The sequence below is a fragment of the Microtetraspora fusca genome (assembly GCF_001570365.1).
GTDB lineage: Bacteria > Actinomycetota > Actinomycetes > Streptosporangiales > Streptosporangiaceae > Microtetraspora > Microtetraspora fusca.
The window spans coordinates 40215-64824 of sequence record NZ_BBYK01000070.1 but is presented as its reverse complement, the minus strand read 5'-3'; the positions used below and the strand labels follow the sequence as shown (position 1 = coordinate 64824).

At 73.7% G+C, this 24610-nt stretch carries 22 protein-coding genes; 8 read left to right on the top strand and 14 right to left on the bottom strand.

Annotation, left to right across the window (positions count from 1 at the left end):
* Position 1: 1 nt before the first annotated feature.
* The gene (locus AWQ68_RS33330) at positions 2-634 is read right to left on the bottom strand and encodes a copper resistance CopC family protein (protein ID WP_066948406.1); all 633 of its coding nucleotides are present in this window, start codon (positions 632-634) and stop codon (positions 2-4) included.
* A 162-nt stretch (positions 635-796) separates the two neighbouring features.
* On the bottom strand, positions 797-1438 hold the full coding sequence (locus AWQ68_RS33325; protein ID WP_066948403.1) for a hypothetical protein: 642 nt from the start codon (positions 1436-1438) through the stop codon (positions 797-799).
* A gap of 171 nt (positions 1439-1609) precedes the next feature.
* Here AWQ68_RS33325 and AWQ68_RS33320 point away from each other — a divergent pair, with 171 nt between their 5' ends.
* On the top strand, positions 1610-4279 hold the full coding sequence (locus tag AWQ68_RS33320; protein ID WP_066948401.1) for an acetate--CoA ligase: 2670 nt from the start codon (positions 1610-1612) through the stop codon (positions 4277-4279).
* Between the two features lie 136 nt (positions 4280-4415).
* Here the strand turns inward: AWQ68_RS33320 and AWQ68_RS33315 are convergent, their stop codons facing one another.
* From AWQ68_RS33315 to AWQ68_RS33305, 3 genes are read right to left on the bottom strand one after another with little or no spacing between them, the layout of a single operon-like run.
* On the bottom strand, positions 4416-5261 hold the full coding sequence (locus AWQ68_RS33315) for an alpha/beta fold hydrolase (protein WP_066948398.1): 846 nt from the start codon (positions 5259-5261) through the stop codon (positions 4416-4418).
* The gene (locus tag AWQ68_RS33310) at positions 5261-6193 is read right to left on the bottom strand and encodes a VOC family protein (protein WP_066948395.1); all 933 of its coding nucleotides are present in this window, start codon (positions 6191-6193) and stop codon (positions 5261-5263) included. The genes AWQ68_RS33315 and AWQ68_RS33310 overlap by 1 nt, the downstream gene beginning before the upstream one ends.
* 28 nt (positions 6194-6221) lie before the next feature.
* Positions 6222-7766, bottom strand: a complete 1545-nt coding sequence (locus tag AWQ68_RS33305) for a bifunctional 3-(3-hydroxy-phenyl)propionate/3-hydroxycinnamic acid hydroxylase (RefSeq protein ID WP_066948393.1) — start codon at positions 7764-7766, stop codon at positions 6222-6224.
* Positions 7767-7950: 184 nt separating this feature from the next.
* On the opposite strand from AWQ68_RS33305, the gene AWQ68_RS33300 reads away from it, so the two are divergent.
* Positions 7951-8601, top strand: a complete 651-nt coding sequence (locus AWQ68_RS33300; RefSeq protein ID WP_218007136.1) for a TetR/AcrR family transcriptional regulator — start codon at positions 7951-7953, stop codon at positions 8599-8601.
* Positions 8602-8626: 25 nt separating this feature from the next.
* Here the strand turns inward: AWQ68_RS33300 and dmpG are convergent, their stop codons facing one another.
* The 3 genes from dmpG to AWQ68_RS33285 are packed head-to-tail and all read right to left on the bottom strand — an operon-like array spanning position 8627 to position 11417.
* A complete protein-coding gene (dmpG, locus tag AWQ68_RS33295; RefSeq protein WP_066948389.1) occupies positions 8627-9652 on the bottom strand; it encodes a 4-hydroxy-2-oxovalerate aldolase in 1026 nt (341 codons plus the stop codon).
* Entirely contained in the window at positions 9652-10596 is a 945-nt protein-coding gene (locus AWQ68_RS33290) for an acetaldehyde dehydrogenase (acetylating) (RefSeq protein ID WP_066948386.1), read from the bottom strand. The genes dmpG and AWQ68_RS33290 overlap by 1 nt, the downstream gene beginning before the upstream one ends.
* Positions 10593-11417 (bottom strand): 2-keto-4-pentenoate hydratase, encoded by an 825-nt coding sequence (locus tag AWQ68_RS33285; RefSeq protein WP_066948385.1) that lies wholly within the window; start codon positions 11415-11417, stop codon positions 10593-10595. The genes AWQ68_RS33290 and AWQ68_RS33285 overlap by 4 nt, the downstream gene beginning before the upstream one ends.
* 68 nt (positions 11418-11485) lie before the next feature.
* Between AWQ68_RS33285 and AWQ68_RS33280 the strand changes: the two genes are divergently transcribed.
* Positions 11486-12247: an IclR family transcriptional regulator gene (locus AWQ68_RS33280; RefSeq protein WP_066948383.1), complete on the top strand. Its 762-nt coding sequence runs from the start codon at positions 11486-11488 to the stop codon at positions 12245-12247.
* A 98-nt stretch (positions 12248-12345) separates the two neighbouring features.
* On the opposite strand, the gene AWQ68_RS33275 is transcribed toward AWQ68_RS33280, so the two are convergent.
* From AWQ68_RS33275 to AWQ68_RS33265, 3 genes are all read right to left on the bottom strand, one after another.
* Entirely contained in the window at positions 12346-13545 is a 1200-nt protein-coding gene (locus tag AWQ68_RS33275; RefSeq protein WP_174554172.1) for a cytochrome P450, read from the bottom strand.
* 194 nt (positions 13546-13739) lie between these two features.
* On the bottom strand, positions 13740-14594 hold the full coding sequence (locus tag AWQ68_RS33270; protein WP_066948380.1) for a universal stress protein: 855 nt from the start codon (positions 14592-14594) through the stop codon (positions 13740-13742).
* 38 nt (positions 14595-14632) lie between these two features.
* Entirely contained in the window at positions 14633-15493 is an 861-nt protein-coding gene (locus tag AWQ68_RS33265) for a universal stress protein (protein ID WP_066948378.1), read from the bottom strand.
* A gap of 186 nt (positions 15494-15679) precedes the next feature.
* Between AWQ68_RS33265 and AWQ68_RS33260 the strand changes: the two genes are divergently transcribed.
* The gene (locus AWQ68_RS33260) at positions 15680-16114 is read left to right on the top strand and encodes an OsmC family protein (RefSeq protein WP_066948377.1); all 435 of its coding nucleotides are present in this window, start codon (positions 15680-15682) and stop codon (positions 16112-16114) included.
* Between the two features lie 5 nt (positions 16115-16119).
* On the opposite strand, the gene AWQ68_RS33255 is transcribed toward AWQ68_RS33260, so the two are convergent.
* Positions 16120-17607, bottom strand: coding sequence for an SDR family oxidoreductase (locus tag AWQ68_RS33255; RefSeq protein WP_066948375.1), 1488 nt, complete (start codon positions 17605-17607; stop codon positions 16120-16122).
* Positions 17594-17854, bottom strand: a complete 261-nt coding sequence (locus AWQ68_RS33250) for a sigma factor (RefSeq protein WP_066948374.1) — start codon at positions 17852-17854, stop codon at positions 17594-17596. The genes AWQ68_RS33255 and AWQ68_RS33250 overlap by 14 nt, the downstream gene beginning before the upstream one ends.
* 203 nt (positions 17855-18057) lie before the next feature.
* Here AWQ68_RS33250 and AWQ68_RS33245 point away from each other — a divergent pair, with 203 nt between their 5' ends.
* A complete protein-coding gene (locus tag AWQ68_RS33245) occupies positions 18058-19350 on the top strand; it encodes a cryptochrome/photolyase family protein (RefSeq protein ID WP_066948371.1) in 1293 nt (430 codons plus the stop codon).
* Positions 19351-19368: 18 nt separating this feature from the next.
* Here AWQ68_RS33245 and AWQ68_RS33240 read toward each other — a convergent pair whose 3' ends face one another.
* Positions 19369-20850 carry a PucR family transcriptional regulator gene (locus AWQ68_RS33240; protein WP_066948368.1) on the bottom strand — a complete coding sequence of 494 codons (1482 nt, stop codon included), beginning with the start codon at positions 20848-20850 and terminating at the stop codon, positions 19369-19371.
* A gap of 65 nt (positions 20851-20915) precedes the next feature.
* Here AWQ68_RS33240 and AWQ68_RS33235 point away from each other — a divergent pair, with 65 nt between their 5' ends.
* Genes AWQ68_RS33235 through AWQ68_RS33225 form a run of 3 tightly spaced genes read left to right on the top strand, consistent with a single transcriptional unit; the run spans position 20916 to position 24605 of the window.
* Positions 20916-21887 carry a DUF917 domain-containing protein gene (locus AWQ68_RS33235; RefSeq protein ID WP_066948365.1) on the top strand — a complete coding sequence of 324 codons (972 nt, stop codon included), beginning with the start codon at positions 20916-20918 and terminating at the stop codon, positions 21885-21887.
* Entirely contained in the window at positions 21884-23281 is a 1398-nt protein-coding gene (locus tag AWQ68_RS33230) for a hydantoinase/oxoprolinase N-terminal domain-containing protein (RefSeq protein WP_066948363.1), read from the top strand. Before AWQ68_RS33235 ends, AWQ68_RS33230 begins: the two co-directional genes overlap by 4 nt.
* Positions 23271-24605 (top strand): purine-cytosine permease family protein, encoded by a 1335-nt coding sequence (locus tag AWQ68_RS33225; RefSeq protein WP_066948360.1) that lies wholly within the window; start codon positions 23271-23273, stop codon positions 24603-24605. Before AWQ68_RS33230 ends, AWQ68_RS33225 begins: the two co-directional genes overlap by 11 nt.
* Positions 24606-24610 lie beyond the last annotated feature (5 nt).

Below are 24610 nucleotides of genomic sequence, written 5' to 3'. Positions count from 1 at the left end.
GTCAGCCCTGGGTTCCGGGGGCGCCTCCCCTGCTGTTGCGCAGCCAGATCACGACTCCGACCACGGCCAGGGCGAGGAGGCCGCCCCAGATCCACCCTCCGGCGCCGCGCCCGCTGTCCACGTCCCGGGCGGCCGACGCGGACGGCTGCGCGGCGGGCGGGGCGGCCACGGACGAGGCGGCCTCGGGCGTCGGCTCGCTCGTGGCGGCGGCGCTCGACGCCGAGATGGAGGCGACCGGCGTGGCCGCCCCGGCCCCGCCCGAGCCGATCACCGTGAACGGGATCTCCCCTTCGATGGGGTGGCCGTCCGAGGAGACGACCCGCCAGGCGAGCACGTAGCCGCCGGGCGCCAGCGGTGCCGTCACGTCGGCGCGTACCTTGGCCCCTTCGGCGTGCGCCGCGCCGACCGCGATCGGCTTGCCCGCACTGTCCCTCATCGCGACGACGGGGAAGCGGACCTGGGCGCTGTAGTCGAGCTCGATCGTCTTGAGCTCGGTGACCTTGGCGTTCTCGGCGGGGGTGCTGCTCTTCAGGCTGTCGTGGGCCTGGGCGGCGGTCGTCGCGGTGGTGAGGAAGATCCCGCAGCCGAGCGCGGCTATGAGACCGCCGCGGATGAATCGTGGCAGGAAGGCCATCTCTGACTCCATACGAAATCCGGACTTAACCGGGAAAACCGAAAAGCGCTCTCGCCGTACGGCGGAGCGTGCGAGCGTCGGAAGCGCCCGGACCCGGCGGTCCGGCGGAGGCGGCCGCGTCGTCCGCACCGCGGAGCGGGGAGCGACGTACGGCCGCGCCGGTCAGCCCTGGGCCGGCGCGGGGCGAAGCGGCGGGCCGCGCCGGTGGATCGCCGCCTCGACCTCCCTGCCGACATACGGCCCGGCCTCGGACGGCGGAACGGGACGGGCCGGCGGCGCGAACACCCCGGCCGAGAGGGCGCGGATCCATCGGAGCACGGCCAGCGGGGCCGCGCTCCACAGCCGCAGCATCAGCCACACCGCGCGCTCGCCGCGATACAGCCACCAGCCGGTGATCACGGCGAGGACCAGGTGGGCCAGCGTCATCCCCACGCCGAGGTGGCCGGCGTGGCCCGACCCGGCGAAGGGCGGCGGCACCGGCGGCAGGGGGCCCACGACCGGCCCGATCCCGACGACCGGCGCGGGCGGGAACGGCGCGGCGGGCCCGGCCGGAGCGGACCAGGCGAACAGCTCGTGCAGCAGGACCTGGGCGCCGATCGTCGCCGCCAGCACCGCCTGGGGACCGCGCTCGCGCCCGTTCAGCGCGTACGCGACCGCCAGGGCGCCGACCGCGCCGAGCGCCATCACCTCGGGCGGGACCGTGCCGCCGCCGGCGAAGGCGTGCGCGGCCGCGGAGACGACGACGCACACCGCCGCGAACACGACGGCTCGCGGCAGGCGCAGGGCCGGCTCCTCGGGTGACATGGCAAGCATCCTCCCAGGCGGGGAGGTCGGTGAGAAGGTTGGCCCGGCCGGACGCCGGGCCGGCGGCGCGACCGCGTCGGCGGCCTCACATGGGCCGGAGGGACGAGAGCCCGTGCCCGATGGGCATAAAGACCCTGTTTCCTGACATTCGTCCCATCCGAGGGTGGAGCCATGAAACGAGCGCCCTCCGGTGAATGCGACGTCCTCCTCCGCGACGGCGGGATCGCCCATCTGCGTCCGCTGCGCCCCGCGGACCGGCCCGCCCTGCACGCCCTGATCGAGCGGACCAGCGAACGGTCCGCCTATCTGCGGTTCTTCAGCGGGGGCCGGGCCTCGGCCCACGTCCACGCCGACCATCTGACCGAGCCGGACTACGCCGGCCACGCGCTCGTCGCCCTGATGAACGGCCGGCTCGTGGCGGTCGCCGAGTACGTGACCGACGACACCGGCGAGACGGCCGACCTGGGCATCCTCCTCGACGACGGCGTGCACGGCCTGGGGCTCGGCACGCTCCTGCTGGAGCACCTGGCCCTGGACGCGGCCGAGAGCGGCGTACGCGAGATGGTCGCCGACGTCCTGGCCGAGAACCGGCCGATGCTCGACGTCGTCCGGGACCTGGGCCTGGAGATGGGGCGGCGGCACGAGGGCGAGCAGGTGGAGCTGCGGATCGTCCTGCGGCCCACCCGCCGCCTCCTGGCGAAGGTCGAGAAGCGCGCGCACGAGGCGGAGCGCGCCTCGCTGGCCGGTTTGTTCTCGCCGGAGTCGGTGGCCGTCGTCGGCGCGGGCCGCGACCCGTCGAGTGTGGGCCACCGGGTGCTGCGCAACCTGGTCGAGGGCGGCTTCCCCGGCCCGATCTATCCGGTCAACCCGCGCGCGGACCGGATCTGCGATCTCACCGCCTACCCCGACCTGGACAGCGTCCCCGGACCGGTCGGGCTGGCGGTCGTCGCCGTGCCCGCGCCGGCCGTGCTCGACGTGGCGCGCGACTGCGCCAGAGCGGGCGTGGGGAACCTGGTCGTGGTGAGCGCGGGCTTCGCCGAGACGGGCGACGCGAAACAGGAGGCGGAGCTGCTGGCGATCTGCCGCGAGGCGGGGATGCGCCTGGTCGGCCCCAACTGCCTGGGCGTCGTGGACACCGGGTCACGGCTCAACGCCAGCTTCCTGCCCGCGGCTCCCGCACCCGGCCGGCTGGCCCTGATGTCGCAGTCGGGCGCCGTCGCGGTGGCGCTGATCGACCGCGCCGCCGAGGTCGGCCTCGGCCTGTCCGGCTTCGTCTCCGTCGGCAACAAGGCGGACGTGAGCGGCAACGACCTGCTGGAGTACTGGGAGGACGACGACCGGACCGGCGTGATCGGCCTCTATCTGGAGTCCTTCGGCAACCCGCGCCGCTTCGGCCGGATCGCCCGCCGCGTCGGCCGCACGAAGCCGATCGTGGTGGTCAAGAGCGGCCGCAGCGCCTCCGGCGACCGGGCCGTGCGCTCGCACACGGCGGCCGCGGCGACCCCGGACACCGCGGTGGACGCGCTGCTGAGCGGCGCCGGCGTGATCCGGGTGGACACCGTCCAGGACCTGCTCGACACGGCCCGGCTGCTGATCGGGCAGCCGCTGCCCGCCGGCGGCCGGGTGGCGATCGTCGGCAACTCCGGCGGCCCCGAGGCGATGACGGCCGACGCCTGCGAGCGACTGGGACTGGAGGTGCCCGAGCTGTCGGCCGAGACGAAGCGGCGGCTGCGCGAGCGGCTGCGGCCGGGCGCCGCCGTGGGCAACCCGGTCGACCTCACCGCCGACGGCGGCGCGGACGAGCTGGGCTTCGCCGTCTCCGCCGTGCTGGCCGACCCCGGCGTGGACGCCGTCGTCGTGGTCTACACGCCGCCCTTCGGCTCCGGCCGGGTCCTTACGGAGGCCGCCATCGAGGAGGCGACCCGTGACACGGGCAAGACCGTGCTCGCCTGCGTCGTGGGCCACGACGGGCTGATCGGCGGCCGGGTGCCGTCGTACGCGTTCCCCGAGCAGGCGGTGCACGCGCTGTCCCGCGCGGTGCACTACGCCCGCTGGCGGGCCCGTCCGGAGGAGCCGGAGACGGAGACGGACTCCGAGCGGGAGCGGCGCGCGGTCGCGACGGCGGAGGAGATCGTCTCCCAGGAGCTCGCACGTTCGCCGGGCGGCGGCTGGCTCGACCACCGCACGGCGTCCCGGCTGCTCGGCTGCTACGGCGTGGAGGTGTGCGAGTCCATCGGCGTGGACGGGCCGGAGAGCGCGGCCGAGGCGGCGGCCCTGACCGGGCTGCCCGCCGTCCTGAAGGCCACCGGCCCCGCCCTCGTGCACAAGAGCGACGTCGGAGGGGTGCGGCTGGGGCTGCGTACGCCCGAGGAGGCGGCCGCGGCGTACCGGGAGATGGCCGAGCGGATCGGCCCGGCGATGACCGGCGCGATCGTGCAGCGGATGGTGACCGGCGGCGTGGAGATGATCGTGGGGGGCGTCCGGCACGCCGCGTTCGGCCCGCTGGTCATGGTCGGCCTGGGCGGGGTGACCGCCGAGCTGCTGGCCGACCACGCGTTCCGGGTGCCGCCGCTGACCCACGCGGACGCGGCCGAGATGATCGGGGAGCTGCGCTGCGCGCCGCTGCTGTTCGGCTACCGGGGACGTCCGGAGGTGGACATACGGGCTCTCGAGGAGCGGATCGTCCGCGTCGGGAAGCTGCTCGACGACCTGCCCGAGGTCGCCGAGCTCGACGTCAACCCGCTGATCGTCACCCCGCGCGGGGCCGCGGCGGTGGACATCCGGGTGCGGCTCGCACCGGCCGCTCCCCCGCCCTCGCCGTTCCGCCGCCGGCTGCGGTGAGACCGTCTTCCGGAGCACCGATGCGTACGGACCGACGACGAGATGCCGCGGTCGCGGTGCCGGTCGCGGAGCACGGCGAGGTGGGGATCGCCCTCACCGCCGTGCTCCACGACCGAACGGACCTGAAGCCACCGGGTCAGTTGTTCGCGATGAAGTCGGCGACCAGCCGGTTGAACTCGTCGGCGTGCTCGATCATCGCCCAGTGCCCGCAGCGGTTGAGCACCACCAGCCGGCTGTTCGGGATGTTCGCCAGCAGGTACATCGAGGTCTCGAACGAGACGACGCGGTCGTCGCGGCCGTGGATGAGCAGGGTCGGCACCTGGATCGTCGGCAGCAGCTCCGGCTTGACCCACTTCGGCAGCGGGGCGCCCTTCGGCAGGCCGTCCACGTAGTTGCGCAGGTGGTCCGGACGCGCGAGCGCGGCGTCCGAGCGCGCCTGGCACAGCTCGGGGGTGGCGAACCGGGCCTTGTCGTAGACCATGATCTCGACGAGCCGGCGCATGTTCTCCGGGCTCGCGTCGCGGTAGGCCTGGATCAGCACCTTCAGGCCCTCGGAGGGGCCGTCGCCGGCGCCGAAGAGCGTGGGCATCCGGCCGACCGGCGGACCCATGGTGACCAGGTGCGAGATCCGGCCGGGGTGCTCCGTGGCCAGCCGCAGCGAGGTCTGGCCGCCCATCGAGTTGCCGACGAACGCGGCCTTCTCGATGCCGAGGGCGTCCAGGAACTGGATCGCCGCCCGCACATGGTCGAGCCGGTCGACGGTCGCGGGGTCCGACTCGCCCCAGCCGGGCATGTCGACGGCGTACACGTGGAAGTGCTCGGCCAGCGCCTCGATGTTGCCGGCGAAGTTGCTCCACCCCGTCGCGCCCGGTCCACTGCCGTGCAGCAGCACGACCGGGTGGCCGGAGCCCGCCTCGTAGTAGCGAAGCTTCCAGTCCTCGGTCTGGACGGTGCGCGCGATGTCCTTGGCGTCGAGGGTCATCAGTTGTCCTTCCCGTTCGGTGTGGGCGCGGCGGCCAGCAGCTCGGCGACGACGCCCGGGGGGCGGTGGCCCCAGCTGTGCAGCCTGTCGAGCGTCTTCACCTCCCACGTCTCGTCGTCGATGATCAGCCCGCCCCAGCCGTACTCGACGCTGAATCCCGAGGGGGTGAAGACGTAGAAGCTGAACATGTGGTCGTTCGGATGCATCCCGAGCGTCATCTCGAACGGCTGCTTGGCGTCCATGCACCGGTCGTAGGCCAGGCCGACGTCGCGGATGTCGGTCACCTCGACCATGAAGTGATGGGTCTTCTTCGGCGACGGCAGATCGCCGAAGGCCACGGTGTGGTGACGGCCGTTGCAGTGCAGGAAGATCAGGTCGGCGACCACGCCCGGGGCCAGCTCCTCGACGATGACGTCGCTGATCTTGAAGCCGAGCAGGTCGATGTAGAAGTGCAGGTAGGTCTCTCGCGGGACACCGTGCGCCAGGAGGACCTGGTGGCCCGCGCCACCGGCACCCGTGACGAACCCGCCGAGCAGCTTCGCGGACTCGAACGGCGTGGCGGCGTCGGCCAGGCCCGTGACCAGCTCGATCCGGTTGCCCATGGGGTCCGTGGTCACGAAGATCCGCTCCACCTTGCGGGCGGCCGCGAGGGCGTCGTCGCCTTCGGTGACCTCGACCCCGGCCGCACGGACCTTCTCGACCAGCGCGTCGAGCGTGGCGGCGTCCGAGACCTCGTAGCCGGTGGCCACCAGGTCGTCGGTGGGCCCCCTGGTGATGATCCAGCGGTGGGCCTTCTCGTCGGTGCGCAGCGTGAAGCCGCCATCGGTCTTCTCTCCGAACCGCATGCCCAGCAGTTCGACGGCGAAGTGCTCCCAGTCAGCGAGGTCGCCGACCTCGTAGACGACGTAACCGAGTTCCTTGACTCCGGACATCTCTCTTCTCTTTCTCAGGTAAGCGATCTCAGGCGGGTACGGCGAGGCCGCTGACGTCCGCGGCGGCGACGAACTTGTCGGGGCGGAGCGCCACGGCGCGGGCGCCGTACCGGCGCAGCCACGGCAGGAGGACCTCGTCGAGGTCGACCAGCTCGTCCGGGCCCTGCGTGTACGCCGTCTTCGGCCGTATCGCGACGTAGCGGGCGCCGAGCGCGTCCCAGCCCGCCTTCTCCTCCGCGGTCAGCAGAGTCGCGGGGTCGACGTCGTCGCCGAGCAGCACGAAGCCGTCGCCGAGGAGGTCGTCCAGGCGCGCCATCCGGCCGACGGCGTCGCCGGCGATCGGCTGCGGGACCATCCGGCCGACGATGCTGGCGTCGCCCAGCGGCCCCCGGATCCATCCGCCCTCGAGCACCGGCGGGGCGATGAGCGGCGGCTCGAACGGGGTGACCGTGTCCTGAGGGACCGCGTTCATCGCGGCCTGCTCCTCCTCGGACAGCTCCTGCTTGATGACCCGCCCGAGCTGGACCGCGAGCCCGGTGTAGAAGGCGGCGTTCGGGCGCCGCTCGGCCTCGTAGGTGTCCAGCCAGCTCTCGGGCAGCTCGCCCTTGATCACGCGGGCGAGCTTCCAGCCCAGGTTGTGGGCGTCACGCATTCCGGTCTGCATCCCGGCGCCGGCCCACGGCGGCATCAGGTGGGCCGCGTCCCCGGCCAGGAACACCCGGCCGTTGCGCCAGGTGTCGGCCATCCGGACGTGGTGCTTGTAGAAGGCGTGCTGGTGGATCTCGACGTCCTCCTCGGTGACACCGAGCGCCTTGAGCAGCGGCCAGACCTCGGCGCTGGTCGGGTAGTCCTCGGGGGACTCGTCGGGTTTGAGCGGGATCTCCCAGCGGTGGTTGCCGGCGGAGAGCGCGATGTCGACGACGGGCCGCTCCTTGTCGGACCAGAAGGTCAGGAAGTCCCGGTCGGGCCACCACCGCTTGACGCGGCAGTCGATGACCACCCACGTGACGTCGTTGGTGTCGCCCAGCAGGCGACAGCCCGCCTCGCCCCGGATGGTGCTGCTGCCGCCGTCGGCGCCGATCGCGTATCGGGCGCGGGTGGTGCGGGTCTCGCCGGTGGCGATGTCCGTCGAGGTGACGGTGACGCCGTCGGCGTCCTGGTCGATCCCCGTGACCTCGGCGCCGTAGTGGACGGCGATGCGGTCGCCGTACTCCTGCGCGGCCGCGCGGAGCTCGGCCTCCATGGTCGGCTGGTAGATGTTGTAGAAGCGCGGCTTGCGGCCCAGCGTCGAGGGCGGGTGCTCGACCCGCATGATCTCCGTGCCTCCGTAGGTCACCCAGCGCAGGGCCCGCTGGGGGTCGATCTTCTTGTCGACCCGCTCGTCGACGCCGAGGTCCTGGAAGATCCGCATCGTCCAGTCGTTGACGGTCACGGCCCGGGCCCGGGGATAGAGGTCCTTGTCCCGCTCGAGGGCGACGGCGGAGACGCCGTACCTGGCGAGGGTCAGTGCGGCGATCACGCCGGTCGGGCCGTACCCGACGATCGCGACGTCCGCGTCGTAGCTCTCGGTCATGCGCTGACTCCGTTCTCGGCCGCACGTGCCCCATGTGGCACTTTTGGACCGAACGTTCGGTCCAATCGTGGAGGAGAGTAACAACGAGCCGCGGCCGTATGTCAAGAGGTCATCGGGAACCGAGATGCACAGCGGCAGGGCCTGCGGGATGAGGCGCCATCGCCGGGTCCCTAGACTTCGGCGGGTGGAGAAGCCCGCGCAGGAGGCGCAAACCGGAAACCGCCGCGGCCGACGGTCGCGGCAGGAGATCCTCGACGCGACCGCCCGGGTGATGTCCGTGCGCGGCTACGCCGGTACGTCGATCTCGACGCTCGTGAAGGAGACGGGCCTGCCGAAGAGCGCCTTCTACCACCACTTCGAGTCCAAGGCGGGGCTGCTCTCGGCGGTCATGGCCGAGGGGGCGCAGGGCTTCTTCGACGCCATGCGCGAGGCCCAGCGGAACCCGCCGGCGGGCGGCACCCCGCGTGAGCGTCTGGGGTGGTACCTGCAGAAGACGGGCGAGGTCTTCGTGCACCGGGAGGAGTTCCTCCGCCTGTTGCTGGTGCTGGTGATGAGCAACGAGGCCGCCGAGGCGCCGGAGGCGACGCGGACCGTGATCGCGGTCCGCGACGAGGGCCGCGACCACATGCGGCACATGATCCGCTCGTCGTTCATGAGCGAGGGCGAGGACGCTGCGAACACGGTCGCGGACGCCCTCGCCCACTTCGGCATGGCCGGGTTCGACGGAGCGTTCGTCTCGCTCCAGTCGGGGGACGGCAGGCCGATCTCGGAGTTCATGGACCAGCTCGCCGACGCCATGGTGGCGATCGGCGAGGCGCTGATCGCCGGCCGCTGAGGCGGACCCGCGGCCGGCGCGACGGTCAGGCGGGCCGCTTCTCGCGCTCGGCGACGATCGTGAGCGCGATGTCGACGATCATGTCCTCCTGGCCGCCCACGAGCCGGCGGCGGCCGCACTCCATGAGGATGTCGCGGACGTCGACGTCGTACCGCGCGGCGGCGGTCTCCGCGTGGCGGAGGAACGACGAGTAGACGCCGGCGTACCCGAGGGTGAGGGTCTCCCGGTCGACCCGCACCGGACGGTCCTGAAGCGGGCGGACGATGTCGTCCGCGGCGTCCTGGAGCTGGAACAGGTCGCATCGGTGCTCGAAGTCCGAGAGGTCCGCGACCGCGATGAACGCCTCCAGCGGGCAGTTGCCCGCGCCCGCGCCGTGACCCGCCAGCGACGCGTCGACCCGGTAGACGCCGTTCTCGACCGCGACGACGGAGTTGGCGACCGACAGCGACAGGTTCTCGTGAGCGTGGATGCCGATCTCGGTCCCGTCGTCGAGGACGTCCCGGTACGCGCGGACCCGTGCGGCCACGTCGTTCATCGTGAGCCGGCCGCCGGAGTCGGTGACGTAGACGCAGTGCGCGCCGTAGGACTCCATCAGCTTCGCCTGCCGGGCCAGCTCCTCCGGCGGGGCCATGTGGGAGAGCATCAGGAAGCCGGACACATCCATGCCGAGCTCGCGCGCCGCGGCGATGTGCTGCGCGGAGATGTCGGCCTCGGTGCAGTGCGTGGCGACCCGGACGGAGCGTACGCCGAGGTCGTGGGCCCGCTTCAGTTCGTGGACGGTGCCGACGCCCGGCAGCAGCAGCGTGGTGAGGCGGGCGTTCACCAGCACCGATGCCGCGGCTTCGATCCATTCCCAGTCGGTGTGCGACCCGGGACCGTAGTTGAGCGACCCTCCGGCGAGGCCGTCGCCGTGCGCGACCTCGAGCGCGTCGACGCCCGCCCGGTCGAGCGCGGTGACGATGCGCTTGACGTCCTCCGGGGTGATCCGGTGGCGTATGGCGTGCATCCCGTCGCGCAGCGTGACGTCCTGGACGAAGATCGGGGTGCCCATCAGAGGTCCGCCTTCCCTGCCGCGATGCGCTCCGCGACCCGCAGGCCGGCGGAGGTCATGATGTCGAGGTTGCCGGCGTAGGCCGGGAGGTAGTGCGCGGCGCCCTCGACCTCGAGGAAGACCGACACCTGGTGGGTTGGCCGGGAGGCGCCGTCGGCGAGGAGCGTCCCGACCGGCTGGTCGGCGGGGATCTCCGTGATCTGCACCTGCTGCTTGAGCCGGTAGCCCGGGACGTAGGCGGCGACGTCGGCGACCATCTTCTCGACCGATCGCCGGATCTCCTCGCGCACGGCCGGGTCCGGCGCCGTGACGAGACAGAAGACCGTGTCCCGCATGATCATCGGCGGCTCGGCGGGGTTGAGGATGATGATCGCCTTGCCGCGGCGCGCCCCGCCGACCTGCTCGATGGCGGCCGAGGTGGTCTCGGTGAACTCGTCGATGTTGGCGCGGGTGCCCGGACCGGCCGACTTCGACGCGATCGACGCGACGATCTCGGCGAACTCGACCGGCACCACCCGGCTGACGGCGGCGACGATCGGGATCGTGGCCTGGCCGCCGCAGGTGACCATGTTGACGTCGGGCGCGTCGAGGTGCTCGTCCAGGTTGACGGCGGGGATGACGTAGGGCCCGATCGCCGCCGGGGTCAGGTCGATCAGCCGCTTCCCGAGCGGGATCAGCTTCGCGGCGTTCATCTCGTGCGCCTTGGCCGAGGTCGCGTCGAAGACGATCTCGATCTCGCCGAAGTCCGGCAGCGCGATCAGCCCGTCGACGCCCTCGTGCGTCGTCTGGACGCCGAACCGGGCGGCGCGGGCCAGGCCGTCCGACTCGGGGTCGATGCCGACCATGGCGCCCATCTCGAGGTGGTGCGCCCCGCGCAACACCTTGATCATCAGGTCGGTGCCGATGTTGCCCGATCCGATGATCGCGACCTTCGTCCTGCTCATGATGCTGCTCCTTCGGTGAAGCGGACCGTCACCGTGCCGAGGCCGGACAGGGTGGCGGTGACGGTGTCGCCGGCGGCGACCGGCCGCATCGGACCGAGCGCGCCGGAGAGGACGACCTGCCCCGCGCGCAGCGGCTCGCCGAGGTCGCGGGCCATCCGGGCCAGCCACACGACCGCCTCGATCGGGTCGCCCAGGCAGGCAGCGCCGGTCCCGGTGGAGACCTCCTTGCCGTCGACGCTCATCGACATCACGACGTCCACCGGCTCAAACTCGTCGAGGGTGCGGCGTTCCGTCCCGAGCACGTAGGCGCCCGAGGACGCGTTGTCGGCGACCGTGTCGCCGAAGGCGATGTCCCACCCGGCGATCCGGCTGCCGCAGATCTCGAGCGCGGCGACGCCGTACTCGATCGCGTCCCGGACCTGCGGGGCGCCGAGCGGGCCGTCGGCCAGGTCGGAACGGAGCACGAACGCGATCTCCGCCTCGATCCGTGGCTGGAGGACCCGCCCGGCCGGGATCGCGTCCCCGTCGGCGTACGCCATGTCGTCGAAGAGGACGCCGAGGTCGGGCTGGTCGACGCCGAGCTGCCGTTGCACGGCCTCCGAGGTCAGGCCGATCTTGCGGCCGACGATCCGGGCGCCGGCGGCGAGCCGGCGGCCGGTGAGCGCCGCCTGGACGGCGTACGCGGCGGCCAGGTCGTCCCGGCCGATCAGGTCCCGCACGGGGGCGCACGGCACGCCGGACGCGGACGCCCCGGCGAGCCGCTCGACCGCGGCGGCGATGTCGGACTGGCTCGCGACGGCGAGCCCGGTGGTTTCGGTCACGCCCCCACTGTGCGGTCGGGCTCGGGCGCCGACCAGCACTTCGTCTCGCTCAGCGATACGCTGCGGGGGTGACGGAGACTGCCGACCTCGACACCGTGCTGGGCAAGGCGGTGACGATCCTGCGCGCCTTCCGGCCCGAGGACCGGGTCGTCAGCCTCGCCGAGCTGGTGCGGCGCACCGGCCTCCACAAGGCGACCGTGCATCGGCTGTCCGGCGATCTGGTCGCCAACCGCCTGCTCGACCGCGCCGACGGCGGCTACCGGCTCAGTGGCGGCCTCTTCGAGCTCGGGATGCTCGCCTCGCTGGAGCGCAGCCTGCTCGAGGTGGCGATGCCGTTCCTTCAAGACCTTTACGAACGCACCCACGAGACCGTCCACCTCGGGGTGCGGGAGGGTCACGACGTCGTCTACGTCGCCAAGATCGGCGGCCACCGCCAAGCCAAGGCGCCCTCGCGCCCGGGCGGGCGGATGCCGCTGCACTGCACCGCGATCGGCAAGGCTCTGCTCGCGTACGCCGGCGCCGACCTGCGGCGCGAGGTGCTGGCCGGGCCGCTCGAGCGGCGCACGCCGCACACCGTCGTCGCGCCGGGCATCCTCCGGCGCCAGTTGCAGCGCGTCACCGAGACCGGCGTCGCGTTCGAGCAGGAGGAGTCGGCCGTCGGGCTCGTGTGCGTCGCCGCGCCGGTGCTGGGGCGCGGCGACGAGCCGCTCGCCGCGATCAGCGTGGCCGGCCCCAGCCACAGGTTCCGGCCCGAGGGACATGTGACGGCGGTGCGCGCGGCGGCGGCCGCGCTCGGCAGCACACTGAGCCGGCGCGACCTCCTCCGTTGAACCGGCGTGCACCCCACCGCGACCACGCCCGCTCGGTGAGCTGACCATGTGGGCACCGGCGGCGACCGTACGCGACCTCGCCCGTCACCGGCTCGCGGTCACACGTCCCAGGCGACCGGGAGGCTCTTCACCCCGTAGATGTCGGCGGTCTCCGGGCGCAGGGCCACCTCTTCGGCCGGTACGGCCAGGCGCAGCGTGGGGAAGCGGCTGAGCAGCGCGGGGAAGGCGACCCGCATCTCGACGCGGGCCAGCTGCTGGCCCAGGCACTGGTGGATGCCGTGGCCGAAGGCCAGGTGCCCGCCGTCCTGCCTCTGGATGTCGAGTACGTGGGGATCGGTGAAGCGCTCGGGGTCCCGGTTGGCGGTGTTGTACGACAGGATGACCGTCGTGCCGGCCTTGATGGTCTGGCCGCCCAGCTCGACGTCCTCCAGTGCCGTCCTCATGAACGTCTTGGCGACGGACAGATACCGCAGCAGCTCCTCCACGGCCCCGTCGGTGAGCGCGGGATCGGCGCGCAGCGCGGCCAGCTGCGCCGGGTTGCGCAGCAGCGCGAAGGTACCCAGCGCCAGCGTGTTCGCGGTGGTGTCGAACCCGGCCGCCAGCAGAATCAGGCTGATCCCCCTCAGCTCCTCATCGGTCAGATCGCTGTCGGTGAGGTCGCTGAGCACGTCGTCGGTGGGGTTCGCGCGCTTGGCCGCCACCAGCTCCGCCAGGTACTGCTGGGTCGCAGTATAGGCCGCGATCAGGTCCTCGTCGCTGGTCTCCCCGCCGAGGAACGTGTCGATCTGGTCCTGGAAGCGGCCCCGGTCCTCATACGGCACCCCCAGCAGCTCACAGATCACGATGGAGGGGATGGGCTTGGCGAACGCGGTCACCAGGTCGGTCGGCGGCCCGGCCTTCTCCATGGCGTCCAGGTGCTCGGCGGTGATCTGCTCGATGCGCTCGGTGAGCAGTCGCATCCGCCGTACGGTGAACTTGCCCACCAGCGGTTTGCGGTAGCGGCTGTGCTGTGGCTCGTCCATGAGGAGGAACTCGCCGGGCGGCGCCGGGGGGACCTCGATGTCGCCGTAGTCGATCAGCGGGTGGTGGCGCATGAGCTCCTTGCGTGAGCTGAACCGCGAGTCGGCCAGGACCGACCGGACCAGGTCGTAGCCGGTGACCAGCCAGCCCTGGTGCCCATCGGGGAAGGGGTAGCGACTGATCGGGCCGTGCCGGCGGGCGTCGATCAGCTCTGCCGGCGGGTCGAAGGGGCAGCCGGGCTGACGCGCCGTCGGCAGCGTCGTGACGATGTGTTCCATGGTCATTCCTCTCATCGGCCGTCGAGCATGGTCGTGTTTCTGGATGCCTTTCGCGGCCCCGAGGCCGCGATCGCTGAACCGTTCGTGGCATCCACGATCGCCGACCGCCCTGATATCGGGCCGTCGCCGTGCTGACACGGCCGCTGACACGGCACCCCATCGGCAGACCGGCCCCATCCGCGCCGGCGCGAGGGTCAGGAGGACACGACCGCGACGGGGCAGTGGGCGTGGTGGAGCACGCCGCGGCTCACCGAGCCGAGCACCATCGCCGCGATCCCGCTCCTGCCGCGGGAGCCCACGACGAGAACGGCAGCGGACGCGGCCACGTCGACCAGCGCGCTGACAGGGTGGTCGCAGACGACCTCGACCTCCGCCCGCACCTCCGGAAACCTCGCCCGCCAGGCGGCGATGCGGCCGACGTCGAGGACCTGCCGGAGTTGCCGCGCCTCCTCCGGGTCGTAGACGAAGTACCCCGTGTAGATCTCGGGTGGCGGCCGCCACCCGTACACGGCGCGCAGCCGTCCGCGGCGCAGCAGCGCCTGCTCGAACGCGTATCCCAGGGCGGGCTCGCACCCCTCCGACTCGTCCACGCCGACGACCACCTCGGTCGCGTCCGCCGCAGTGCGGCCGGGCCGTACGACGACGACGGGGACGGCCGTGTGGCCGGGGAGGCCCCCGCTCACCGAGCCGAGCAGCATCCCGGCGAAGCCGCCCCGGCCGCGGCTGCCGACCACCAGCTCGGAGGCGCCCTCCGCCTCGCGGAGCAGCATGCGGGCCGGGGCGCCTTCGAGGAGCCGGGCGGACACGTCGAGGAGGGGGTGCCGCTCCCGGACGATCTCCTCGGCCTCGCGCAGGAACTGGCCGCCGGCCCGGCTCAGCGCGTCGTCCAGCCCCGGGATCGGGTACGGCCGGCTCCCGTACGGCGGGCGGTGGACGGCGTGGACCAGGCGCAGTGGCTTGCCCTTCCTGGCCGCGTCGTCGGCCGCCCAGGCGACCGCGGCCGTGGCGGCCGGGGATCCGTCCACGCCGACGATGATCGGCTCGGCCATCTCTCCCCCTCTCCGCCCTCCCGCCCCGGGCGGGCCGGTCACGGGCGGACGACCACGACCGGGCCGTGCGCGTGATGCAGGACGGCGTGCGCGACGAAGCCGAGGCCGAGCAGCGAGCGGCCTCCTTCGTGCGCGCCCAGGATGGTGAGGTCGTGCTCGGCGGAGGCCTCGATCAGCGCCTTGGCCGGGTGCTCGCGCACGACCTGCTGGACCAGTTCGACGTCGGGCCGGTTCTCGCGCCATCCCGCGACGGCCTCGGCGAGCAGGGTCTCCTCCTCCTGCCCGACGGCCTCGACGTCGTACACGACGGGCAGCATGTCGCCCGGCCCCGTGCTGGTCGGGTGGGTCCAGGCGTGCAGGACGCGCAGGACCGCCCCGCGCAGCTCGGCCTCCCGGAAGGCGAAGTCCAGGACGGCGCTGCGGTCGGCCCGCCCGGTGACGCCCGCGACGATCTGGCCGCGCACGTGCGGATGCTGCTCGCGGACGACGACCAGGGGGCACGGCGACCGGGAGGCGGTGTAGCGGCTGACGGAGCCGAGCAGCAGCTCGGCGAAGCCGCCGCGCCCCCGGTTCCCCACGACCAGGAGCTGCGCCCCTTTGGCCTCGGCGACGAGCGTCTCGCCCGCGCCGCCCTCCAGGATCTCGGTGGTGACCTGGACGTCCGGGTGGCCGGCCCTGACCCGGTTGACCGCGCCCTGGAGCATCTCCTCCAGGGCCGCCGACCGCTCCGCGCCCCAGCGGCCGGGCTCGGGCACCAGCGGGATGTGATGGGCCCACTGCGTGGCCACGTGGACGACCCGTACCGGCGCGCCGCGCAGCGCGGCCTCCCGTCCGGACCATTCGGCCGCCTGCAGCGAGACCGGCGACCCGTCGACGCCGACCACGATCGGTTCCCTCATGGCGCCCCCTCTCCTGCGGGCCGTACTGCGCCCTCTGTCCGTACCTATCCGTACGGCCCTCTGTCCGCGCCCCTCCATTCACCCACCCCCCTAATCCCGACATATCACCTTTTATGGTGGTTTTTCTCCGCGAGGGGTGGGCAGCGGTGCTTCTTTGGAGCATCAGTCACGAGCGTGGAGCCAGCCATGGCCGAGAGCCGGAGCGAAACCCTGCGGGTCGCGTGGCACGGCGGTGATCGCTTCGACATCCGGATCCGCGGGCACTCCGTGCGGGTGGACGAGCCGAAGGACTTCGGCGGAAGCGACACCGGGCCCACCGCGACCGAACTCTTCGTCGGCAGCCTCGCCGCGTGCGTCGCGGACTGCGCCGAGCGCTACCTGCACCGATGCCAGCTTCCCGCCGGCGTCACGGTCACCGCGCGGTACGACCTCGGCCTGCAGCCGGCGCGGTTGAGCAAGGTCGCGCTCGACGTCGAGGCGCCCGGGCTGCCCGAGGGGCTGCGCGAGTCCTTCACCGCGGTCATCCGGCACTGCCCGGTGCACAACACCCTGTTCCGCGCGCCCGAGGTGACCTTCCACGTCCTCACCTCCGGACACGAGGCGGTCTGCCACCACCCGTGAGACCGTCACCCGGAGCGCGTCCGCGGAAGGGCCGCCGCGCGGGCGATGTTGCGGGGCATCCGGCCGAAGATCAGCCCGTGGAATGGCGTGATCGCCCACCAGTACAGGTGGCCGAGCAGTCCGCGGGGATGGAAGATCGCCCGCTGGCCGTATACCGTGCGTCCCCGCTCCCGCCGGCAGGTCAGCTCCAGCCACGCGAGGCCGGGTAGCCGCATCTCGGCGCGGAGCCGCAGCAGGGAGCCGGGCACGATCTCCTCGACCCGCCAGAAGTCGAGCGCGTCGCCGACCCGGAGCCGCTGCGGGTCGCGCCTCCCCCGGCGCAGGCCCACGCCGCCCATCAGCCGGTCGAGGAGACCGCGTACCCGCCAGGCGACGGGGAGGGAGTACCACCCGTTCTCACCGCCGATGCCCTCGATCACCCGCCACAGCCGCTCCGGCGGCACGTCCAGGGTCCGGCTCCGCTCGTCCACGTACAGGCTGCCGCCCGCCCAGTCGGGGTCGGTGGGCAGCGGGTCGCTCGGCGCGCCCGGCGTGGAGGCGCAGGACCAGCGGGTCGTGACGTCGGCCTCCTTGATCCGGCGGAGCGCGAGGTCCACCGCCTGGGTGAACCGGATCAGCCCCTCGGGCGGGTCGGGCACGTACCGGGCGATGTCGTGCTCCCGGCAGACCGCCTCGCCCCGGAGCGACTCGACCAGCGGCCGGGCCACCCTGGCCGGCAGCGGCGTGACCAGCCCCACCCAGTAACTGGACAGGCGCGGGGTGAGCAGCGGCACCGGCAGGATCACTCGGCGCGGCAGCCCGGCCACGGCCGCGTAGCCGCGCATCATCTCGGCGTACGTCAGGACGTCGGGGCCGCCGATGTCGAACCCCCGGTGCACGTCCTCGGGCAGCTCCGCGCACCCCACGAGGTAGCGCAGCACGTCGCGGATCGCGATCGGCTGGGTCAGCGTGCGCACCCAGCGGGGCGTGACCATGACCGGCAGCCGCTCGGTGAGGTGGCGCAGCATCTCGAACGACAACGACCCCGAGCCGATGATCACGGCCGCCCGGAGCACCGCCGTGGGGACGCCGGAGCCGAGAAGGATTCGCTCCACCTCGGCCCGGGAGCGCATGTGCGGCGAGGGCCGCTCGGGCGGCGTGAGCCCGCCGAGGTAGACGACCCGCCGCACGCCCGCCTCCCGCGCCGCCGCGGCGAACACCGCGGCCGCCTTCCGGTCCCGCTCCACGAATGCGCGGGCGGACCCCATCGTGTGGATCAGGTAGTAGGCGACGTCCGTCCCCTCGAGGGCCCGCACGGTCTGCCCCTGGTCCATGGCGTCCGCCTTCGCGATCTCCACGTCGCCGTGCCACGCCCGGTCGCGCAGCCGTCCCGGCGACCTGGCCATGCAGCGCACGCCGTACCCGGCGGCGAGCAGCTCGGGGACCAGCCGCCCGCCCACGTAACCGGTGGCGCCCGTCACCAGGCAGCGGGCCGCCCGCTCAGGCCGCGACACGGTCGCGCCGGGCGTGTTCGTGTCCGTGGGCGATGCCCACCGGCCAAGTGGGAAGACTCCTGTCGGGATCGAACCGGCGCCGTGATCGCCACGCCTCGGCGAAGCCGACCCGCGCCACGTCTTCGACGTCCTGCGCCGGGGCCGGCCGCCGCGGATAGGAGCACCCCATCGCGGGGTACACCCGGTGGCACTCGCCGAGCGCCCCGGGCTCGCCCCGCGTGAGGCGGATGGCCGTCGTATCGTCCACCGATCCCCCCGGCTCCGGACGCCGAACCCACTCAAACCTATTCATACGGAGGCATCTGATGGACAAACAACCAGCTCAGCGCAGGAACACCGCAAAAACTGCGCCGGATGCGACTTCAGGGGGCCACGACCGACGAAACCCGAAGGGAGGGAGCGCGGACTCCCCCGCCGGCTGAAGCAGGCGGTCCCCTCCGCGCTGATCTGATGGACACCGTGATCGTGCTGTTCACGCGGGATCTGCGCGTGCGCGACCACCCGGCGCTGACCGCCGCCTGCGCCCGCGGCGGCCATGTCGTGCCGCTGTTCGTGCTCGACCCCAGGGTGCCCGCCGGCTGCCGCGCCGGCTTCCTGACCGACTGCCTGGCCGATCTGCGCGCGTCGCTCCGGGCCCGCGGGGGCGACCTCCTGGTACGGCACGGCGACACGGTGGCCGAGACGATGCGGCTCGCCGCCGCGGTGGGCGCGTCCGAGGTCTACGCGAGCGCCGACGTCAGCGCGCTCGCCCGCGGGCGGGAGCGCCGGCTCGCCGGGGAGCGGATCGGCCTGCGGCTCTTCCCCGGCCTGACGATCGTCCCGCCCGGCGAACTCCTGCCGTCCGGGGGCGGGGACCACTACCGGGTCTTCACGCCCTACTGGCGGGCGTGGGCGGGCCACCCGCGCCGCCCGGTGCTCCCGGCCCCGGCGCGCGTCCCGCTGCCGCCCGGTCTGGAGCCGGGTCTGGAGCCGGGTCTGGAGCCGGGCCTGGAGCCCGGCGATCTGCCCCGCCACGCGCCCCACCCGGCGCTGCGCGGCGGCGAGTCGGCCGCGCGGGCGCGGCTGGAGCGGTGGCGGCGCGAGGGCCTGGACGGCTACGCGGACGGGCACGACGATCTGGCCGGCGACCGCACCTCCCGGCTGAGCCCGTACCTGAGGTTCGGCTGCCTCTCCCCGCTGGAGGCCGCATCCGTCGCGCCCGTCGAGCACCCCTTCGTCCGGCAGCTCTGCTGGCGCGACTTCTTCCACCAGGTGACGCTGGCCTTCCCGGCGATCGGCCGCCGCGACTACCGCCCGCGCCCACGGAGGTGGCGGGACGACGCCGACGCGGTGAGCGCGTGGAAGGCGGGCATGACGGGGATCCCGATCGTGGACGCGGGCATGCGCCAACTCCTCGCCGAGGGCTGGATGCACAACCGAGCGCGCATGATCGTGGCCGATTACCTCGTCAACCACCTGGGCGTGGACTGGCGGGTCGGCGCCGCGCACTTCTTCGACCTGCTGCTCGACGGCGACGTGGCCGACAACGGCGGCAACTGGCAGTGGATCGCGGGCACCGGCAACTCGCCTCGTCCCGGCCGGGTGCTCAACCCGCTCCGGCAGGCGCGCCGCTTCGACCCCGTCTCCGGCTACATCCACCGGTACGTCCCCGAGCTCGCCGGCCTGGCGCCGGCGGAGGCGCGCGAGCCGTGGCGGATCGGCGGGGTGCGCGGCTATCCCGCCCCGCTCACGGCCCTGGAGTGAGACGCACCTGCGAGCCGGTCAGGCGCGGATCCGGGCGGCACGGCAGGCGAGCTGCAGGGCGAGCCGCTGCTGGGGGTCGTCGAGGTCGGCGCCGAGCAGTTCCTCGATCTTGCGGATCCGCTGGCTCACCGCGTTCCGGTGGAGGTGGAGCTCCTCGGCCACCCGCGCGGGCGATCCCTGATGGTCGAGGTAGCACTGCAATGTGCGCAGCAGCGGCTCGGCCCGGGTGGGCCCGAGGGCGGTCAGCGGGGCCAGGAGCTCGCGTACGGCCTGCCGGGCGGCCTCGGAGGAGTACCACTCGATCAGCATCCGGTCGAGCCCGGCCACGTCGTGCGCGGTGACCGGCGACCGGGCGGCCGGGTCGCGCAGCAGCGCGCTCCTCGCCTCCCTCGCGGAGGTGCGCAGCCCCAGCGGGCCGCGATGGGCGCCGCTGACACCGCAGCGCAGCCCCGCCTCGGGCAGCCGCGCGCGCAGGTGGCCGAGGAGCCTTTCGGCGTCGGCCACGGCCGCCCGCAGCCCCTGCCTGCCGGGGTCGGCGGGCTGGGTGCGGATGACGATCAGCGCGTCGTCGGCGCGGGCGAGGTTCCAGTCGGGCCCTCCGGCCGAGCGGAGCAGCCGCATCGCGAGCGGCCCGGCCGCGTCGAGCACGGCGTACCGCTCGGTGCCCGCCAGCTCGGCCGGCTCCACCCGCAGCGCGATGTGCCAGGAGTCGACGGCCATGCCGAGCGCCCGCGCCCGGGCGGCCAGCCGCAGCGCCTGCTCCTCGGGGGCGATCAGCAGCTCGGCGAGGAGCTGCGAGCGGGAGCGCACCGGGATGTCGTCCGGCTCCCCGCGCGCGGCGGCCAGCGCGGCGACCTCCAGCACCACCCGGACGGCGCGCTCCAGGTGCCCGTCCGCCGCGCCGTCTCGTGCGCCGTCGGCCACATCCGAAAGGCCGGCGGAGAAGGCCCCGTCTCGCCCCGGGCCACTCCCCGGCGGTCCGGTCCGTACGGCGACGCCGAGCGCGCGCGAGGCGGCCGCGGCGATCCGCTCCGGGTCCCCGCCCGCGCGCAGGACGGCGGACGTCGCGGCCTCTACCCGGGCGAGCGCGTCGGCCGCCGACCCGGCGACGGCCCGCTCGACGGCCACGACGAGCCCGGCAAGATCGCCCCCGGGGGACGTGGCGGCGGACAGCACCGCGAGCGCGCCCCGGTCGGCGAGGGCGGCGGCGGTCGCCGCGAGCGGCTCTCCGGCGCAGGTCAGGACCAGCGCGGCCGCGCCCGCCGCCACGCAGTCGCGGAGCGCGACGTCGAGGCGGTATCCGGTGGCGCGCGCCGAGGCGGCGGCGCTCAGCACCACCACGGAACCGGCGGGCTGCCCGGCGAGCGCGCGCAGGTCCTCCACGAGCCGCACCCCGATGACCGGCCGGGCGTCGAGCGGACCGGCGAGATGCCGTACGCCGTCCAGCCCGGGCGCGCCCAGCAACGCCGAGACCGGGCGCTCGGTGGGCGGATTGACCATGATCTCCCCAAAAGATGTGCTGCGAGCACACCGTAGCATCCCGTTACCGTTCGTAGCCTTGTGCTGTGGAAATCGACGCCGAGCTGCTGCCCGCGTACGCGCGGGGCTGCGCGATCCTCGGATCGGGCGGCGGCGGCCCGGTCACCGTCGCCCGCGCCGCCGCGCTGCAGGCCGTGGAGGAGCACGGCCCGGTGCGGGTCGTCCAGCCGGGCGACCTGGCCCCCGACGACCTCGTCATGCCGTGCGGCATCGTCGGCTCGACGGCGGTGCTGAGCGAGCGGATCGGCGGCACCCGCGAGCCGTTCCACCTGCGGGCCAAGGTCGAGGAGCTGCACCGCTCCCCCGTGGCCGCGCTGATGGCGAGCGAGATCGGCGGCGCGAACGGATGCGTCGCCGTCGCCTGGGCGGCCTACCTGGGGCTGCCCCTGGTGGACGCCGACGGCATGGGCCGCGCCTTCCCCCGGATGGACCAGACCGTGATGGAGCTGCGCGGCGTCAGCCCGGCTCCGGCGGTGGTGTGCGACGAGCGCGGCCGCACGATGGTGATCGACGGCGTCGACGGCCGCCGGCTGGAGCGCCTGGTGCGGGCGGCGCTGGAGGCGTTCGGCGGCCAGGCCGCCACCGCCGAGTACGTGTTCCGCGCCGGACGGCTCCCCGACGTCACCGTCCCCGGGTCCGTCACCCGGGCGGTGGAGCTGGGCGGCGCCCCGCCCGCCCCGCTGATCAGCGGCAAGGTCGCCGTGGTGGAACCGGACACGGTCGTCGTCGAGGGGCTCGGCCCGGACGCCGGGCGACTGGTGCGGCTGGAGGCGCGCACCGAATACCTCGCGCTTTTCGAGGACGGGGCGCCGGTCGCCGCCATCCCCGACATCATCTCCCTGCTCGACACCCGCACCGGCGAGGTCGTCGGGGTCGACCAGCTCAGGTACGGCCTGCGCGTGGGCGTGGTACGCCTGCCCTGCGCGCCCGTGTGGCACACCGAGCGCGGGCTGCGGCTCGGCGGCCCGGCGGCCTTCGGACTGGACGTGGACCGGTGAGCCGGCCCCGCGCCGGGCTGGACGTGGGCCCGACCAACACCGACGCCGTCCTCGTCGACGCGGCCGGACACGTGCTGACCGCGGCCAAGGTGAGCTCCGTGCCGGGCGATCCCGTGGCGTCCGTGACCGCCGCGCTGGACGCGCTCGGCGCCCCCGACGTCGCCCAGGTCGCGATCGGGCTGCGCGGCGCGGCCTCGGCCATCGCCCGGCGCAGCGGCCTGTGCCGGGTCGCGGTGCTGCGCATCGGCGGCCCCGCCACCCGCGCCGTACGGCCCCTCTTCGGCTGGCCGGCCGACCTGCTGGCCGCCGTCCACGCCGGCACGGCGATCGTCGACGGCGGCGGCGGCCTCGACCCGGAGGATCGCAGCCCGCTGGACCGGGACGCGGTCGCGCGATTCGCCGGCCAGGTCGCCGAGCGAGCCGAGGCGGTCGCCGTCACCGGCGTCTTCGCGCCCCTCGACGGCGACCAGGAGCGGGAGGCCGCCGAGATCGTCCGGGCCGAGCTCGGCCCGCTGCCGGTCTCGCTCTCCGCCGACCTCGGCACGCTCGGCCTGCTGGAGCGCGAGAACACGACCGTCCTGGACGCGGCGCTGTCCCGGCACGCCCGCGACACCGTCGCGCGGCTCTCCACCGCCCTCCCCGGCGCGGCCGTGTTCGTCACCCGCGGCGACGGCACCCTCATGAGCCTGGAGCACCTGGCCCGCCATCCCGGGCTCAGCCTGGGCAGCGGTCCGGCGAGCGCGCTGCGCGGCGCGGGTCTGCTGACCGGCCTCACCCACGCGGTGGTCGCCGACGTGGGCGCGAGCCGGATCCGGGTCGGCGCGCTCGCCGACGGCTTCCCCGAGGAGGCGGCGCACGGCGCCGAGATCGGCGGCGTGCCGGTCGCCTTCCGGATGCCCGACCTGATCCAGGTCCCGATCGGAGCCGCGCCCGGCTCGCCCGGCAGCCCGGCGCCCGCCGAACTGGCGGAGCTCGCCGAGGCGGTGGACCGGCTGCAGCCCGCCGCCGACCGGCTCCCCCTCGTCGTGGTCGGCGGTGGGGCGGCGGCCGTGCCGGACGGCCTGTCCGGCGTGGGCGACGTACGGCACCCGCCGCACGGCCGGGTCGCCGGCGCCATCGGGGCGATCGGCAGCCCCGTCGGCGGGCAGGCCGAACGGATCGTCCGCCTCGACGACCGGTCCCGGGACGCGGGAGCGCTCGACGAGATCCTCGAGGAGGCGCGCGCCAGCGCCGTACGCGCCGGGGCCGACCCCCGCGCGATCGAGATCGTCGAGACGCACCGCGCGCCGCTGGCGTACCTGCCCGGCTCCTTCGTCCGCGTCCGTGTCCGGGCCGCCGGACCTCCCGCCCCGCTCGCACCCCCTCCCCCGAAAGGTCTCCGCAATGATCGATGAGGACTACCCGCTGGAGCGGGTCCCTCCGTCCGCCCGCTACTCCTGGTTCAACGTGGCCGTGCAGCGATTCGGCCAGCTCTCCGACCTGACGCAGTTCCTGCTCGGCGCGACGCTGGGCGCGGGCCTGTCCTTCTGGGGCGCCTTCTGGGCGTTCACCCTCGGCTCGGTCATCCTGGAGATCGTCTGCATCTTCGTCGGCGTCGCGGGGATGCGCGAGGGGCTCTCCACCTCGATGCTCGCCCGGTGGACCGGGTTCGGCCGCTACGGCTCCACGCTGATCGGCGTGATCATCACGCTCAGTCTCTTCGGCTGGTTCGGCGTGCAGACCGCGGTCTTCGCCGGGGGCCTGAGCTCCCTGATCGGCGGCCTGCCCATGTGGGGCTGGTGCCTCGTCGCGGGGCTCGGAGTGACCGCCCTGGTGATCAGGGGCTTCAAGATGATGGGCCTCACCGCCTTCATCACCGTGCCCGCGTTCCTCGGCCTCGCCGGATGGGCCATGTGGGTGGAGGTGTCCCGGCACAGCCTGGGCGACCTGGTCGCCTCGCCGCCGTTCGGGGCCACCATGTCGATCGCGAGCGGCGCGACGATCGTCGCCGGTTCGTACATCGTCGGCGCGGTCACCACCCCCGACATGACGCGGTTCAACCGCAACACCGGCGACGTGGTCAAGCAGACGCTCGTCGGCATCTCCCTCGGCGAGTACGTGCTCGGCCTGGCCGGTGTGCTGCTCGCGTACGCCGTGAAGACGTCCGACGTCATCGCGATCATCACCGCCTCCACGGGGATCCTCGGCGTCGTCGTGCTGGTCTCGGCGACCGTGAAGATCAACAACTGGAACCTGTACTCGGCCACGCTCGGCCTGCTCAGCGCGGTCGAGTCCACGGTCGGCGTCCGGCTCAACCGGGTCGCCGTGACGATCGGCATCGGCACGTTCGGCAGCGTCCTCGCCGCGGCGGGCATCCTCGACAGGTTCACCGACTTCCTCACCCTGCTCGGCGTGATCACGCCCCCGGTCGCCGGGATCATGGTCGCCGAGTACTTCGTGGTGCGGCGCTGGCGTCCGGCCCTGGACGCCTCGCGCCTGACCGGGCGGCTGCCCGACACCGAGCCGACCTGGGTGCCCGCCACCCTGGTGCTCTGGGGCGCGGCCGCCGTGATCGGCTGGCTGAGCGAGCACTACCAGTGGCCCGGCATCCCGGCCCTCAACTCGCTCGTCCTCGCCGGGCTCGGCTACGTCGTCGCCGGCAAGCTCGGCCTCGTCCGCGCCACCCGGGAGCGGCCCGTCGCCCACTCCGCCACCCTCGCGCCCGCCGTAACAAGCTGAAAGGA

What these genes read in the sequence shown, in the direction of transcription:
- AWQ68_RS33330 (WP_066948406.1), bottom strand. Translation starts at nt 634, where the DNA reads ATGGCCTTCCTGCCACGATTCATCCGCGGCGGTCTCATAGCCGCGCTC.
- AWQ68_RS33325 (WP_066948403.1), bottom strand. Translation starts at nt 1,438, where the DNA reads ATGTCACCCGAGGAGCCGGCCCTGCGCCTGCCGCGAGCCGTCGTGTTC.
- AWQ68_RS33320 (WP_066948401.1), top strand. Translation starts at nt 1,610, where the DNA reads ATGAAACGAGCGCCCTCCGGTGAATGCGACGTCCTCCTCCGCGACGGC.
- AWQ68_RS33315 (WP_066948398.1), bottom strand. Translation starts at nt 5,261, where the DNA reads ATGACCCTCGACGCCAAGGACATCGCGCGCACCGTCCAGACCGAGGAC.
- AWQ68_RS33310 (WP_066948395.1), bottom strand. Translation starts at nt 6,193, where the DNA reads ATGTCCGGAGTCAAGGAACTCGGTTACGTCGTCTACGAGGTCGGCGAC.
- AWQ68_RS33305 (WP_066948393.1), bottom strand. Translation starts at nt 7,766, where the DNA reads ATGACCGAGAGCTACGACGCGGACGTCGCGATCGTCGGGTACGGCCCG.
- dmpG (WP_066948389.1), bottom strand. Translation starts at nt 9,652, where the DNA reads ATGGGCACCCCGATCTTCGTCCAGGACGTCACGCTGCGCGACGGGATG.
- AWQ68_RS33290 (WP_066948386.1), bottom strand. Translation starts at nt 10,596, where the DNA reads ATGAGCAGGACGAAGGTCGCGATCATCGGATCGGGCAACATCGGCACC.
- AWQ68_RS33275 (WP_174554172.1), bottom strand. Translation starts at nt 13,545, where the DNA reads ATGGAACACATCGTCACGACGCTGCCGACGGCGCGTCAGCCCGGCTGC.
- AWQ68_RS33270 (WP_066948380.1), bottom strand. Translation starts at nt 14,594, where the DNA reads ATGGCCGAGCCGATCATCGTCGGCGTGGACGGATCCCCGGCCGCCACG.
- AWQ68_RS33265 (WP_066948378.1), bottom strand. Translation starts at nt 15,493, where the DNA reads ATGAGGGAACCGATCGTGGTCGGCGTCGACGGGTCGCCGGTCTCGCTG.
- AWQ68_RS33260 (WP_066948377.1), top strand. Translation starts at nt 15,680, where the DNA reads ATGGCCGAGAGCCGGAGCGAAACCCTGCGGGTCGCGTGGCACGGCGGT.
- AWQ68_RS33245 (WP_066948371.1), top strand. Translation starts at nt 18,058, where the DNA reads ATGGACACCGTGATCGTGCTGTTCACGCGGGATCTGCGCGTGCGCGAC.
- AWQ68_RS33240 (WP_066948368.1), bottom strand. Translation starts at nt 20,850, where the DNA reads ATGGTCAATCCGCCCACCGAGCGCCCGGTCTCGGCGTTGCTGGGCGCG.
- AWQ68_RS33225 (WP_066948360.1), top strand. Translation starts at nt 23,271, where the DNA reads ATGATCGATGAGGACTACCCGCTGGAGCGGGTCCCTCCGTCCGCCCGC.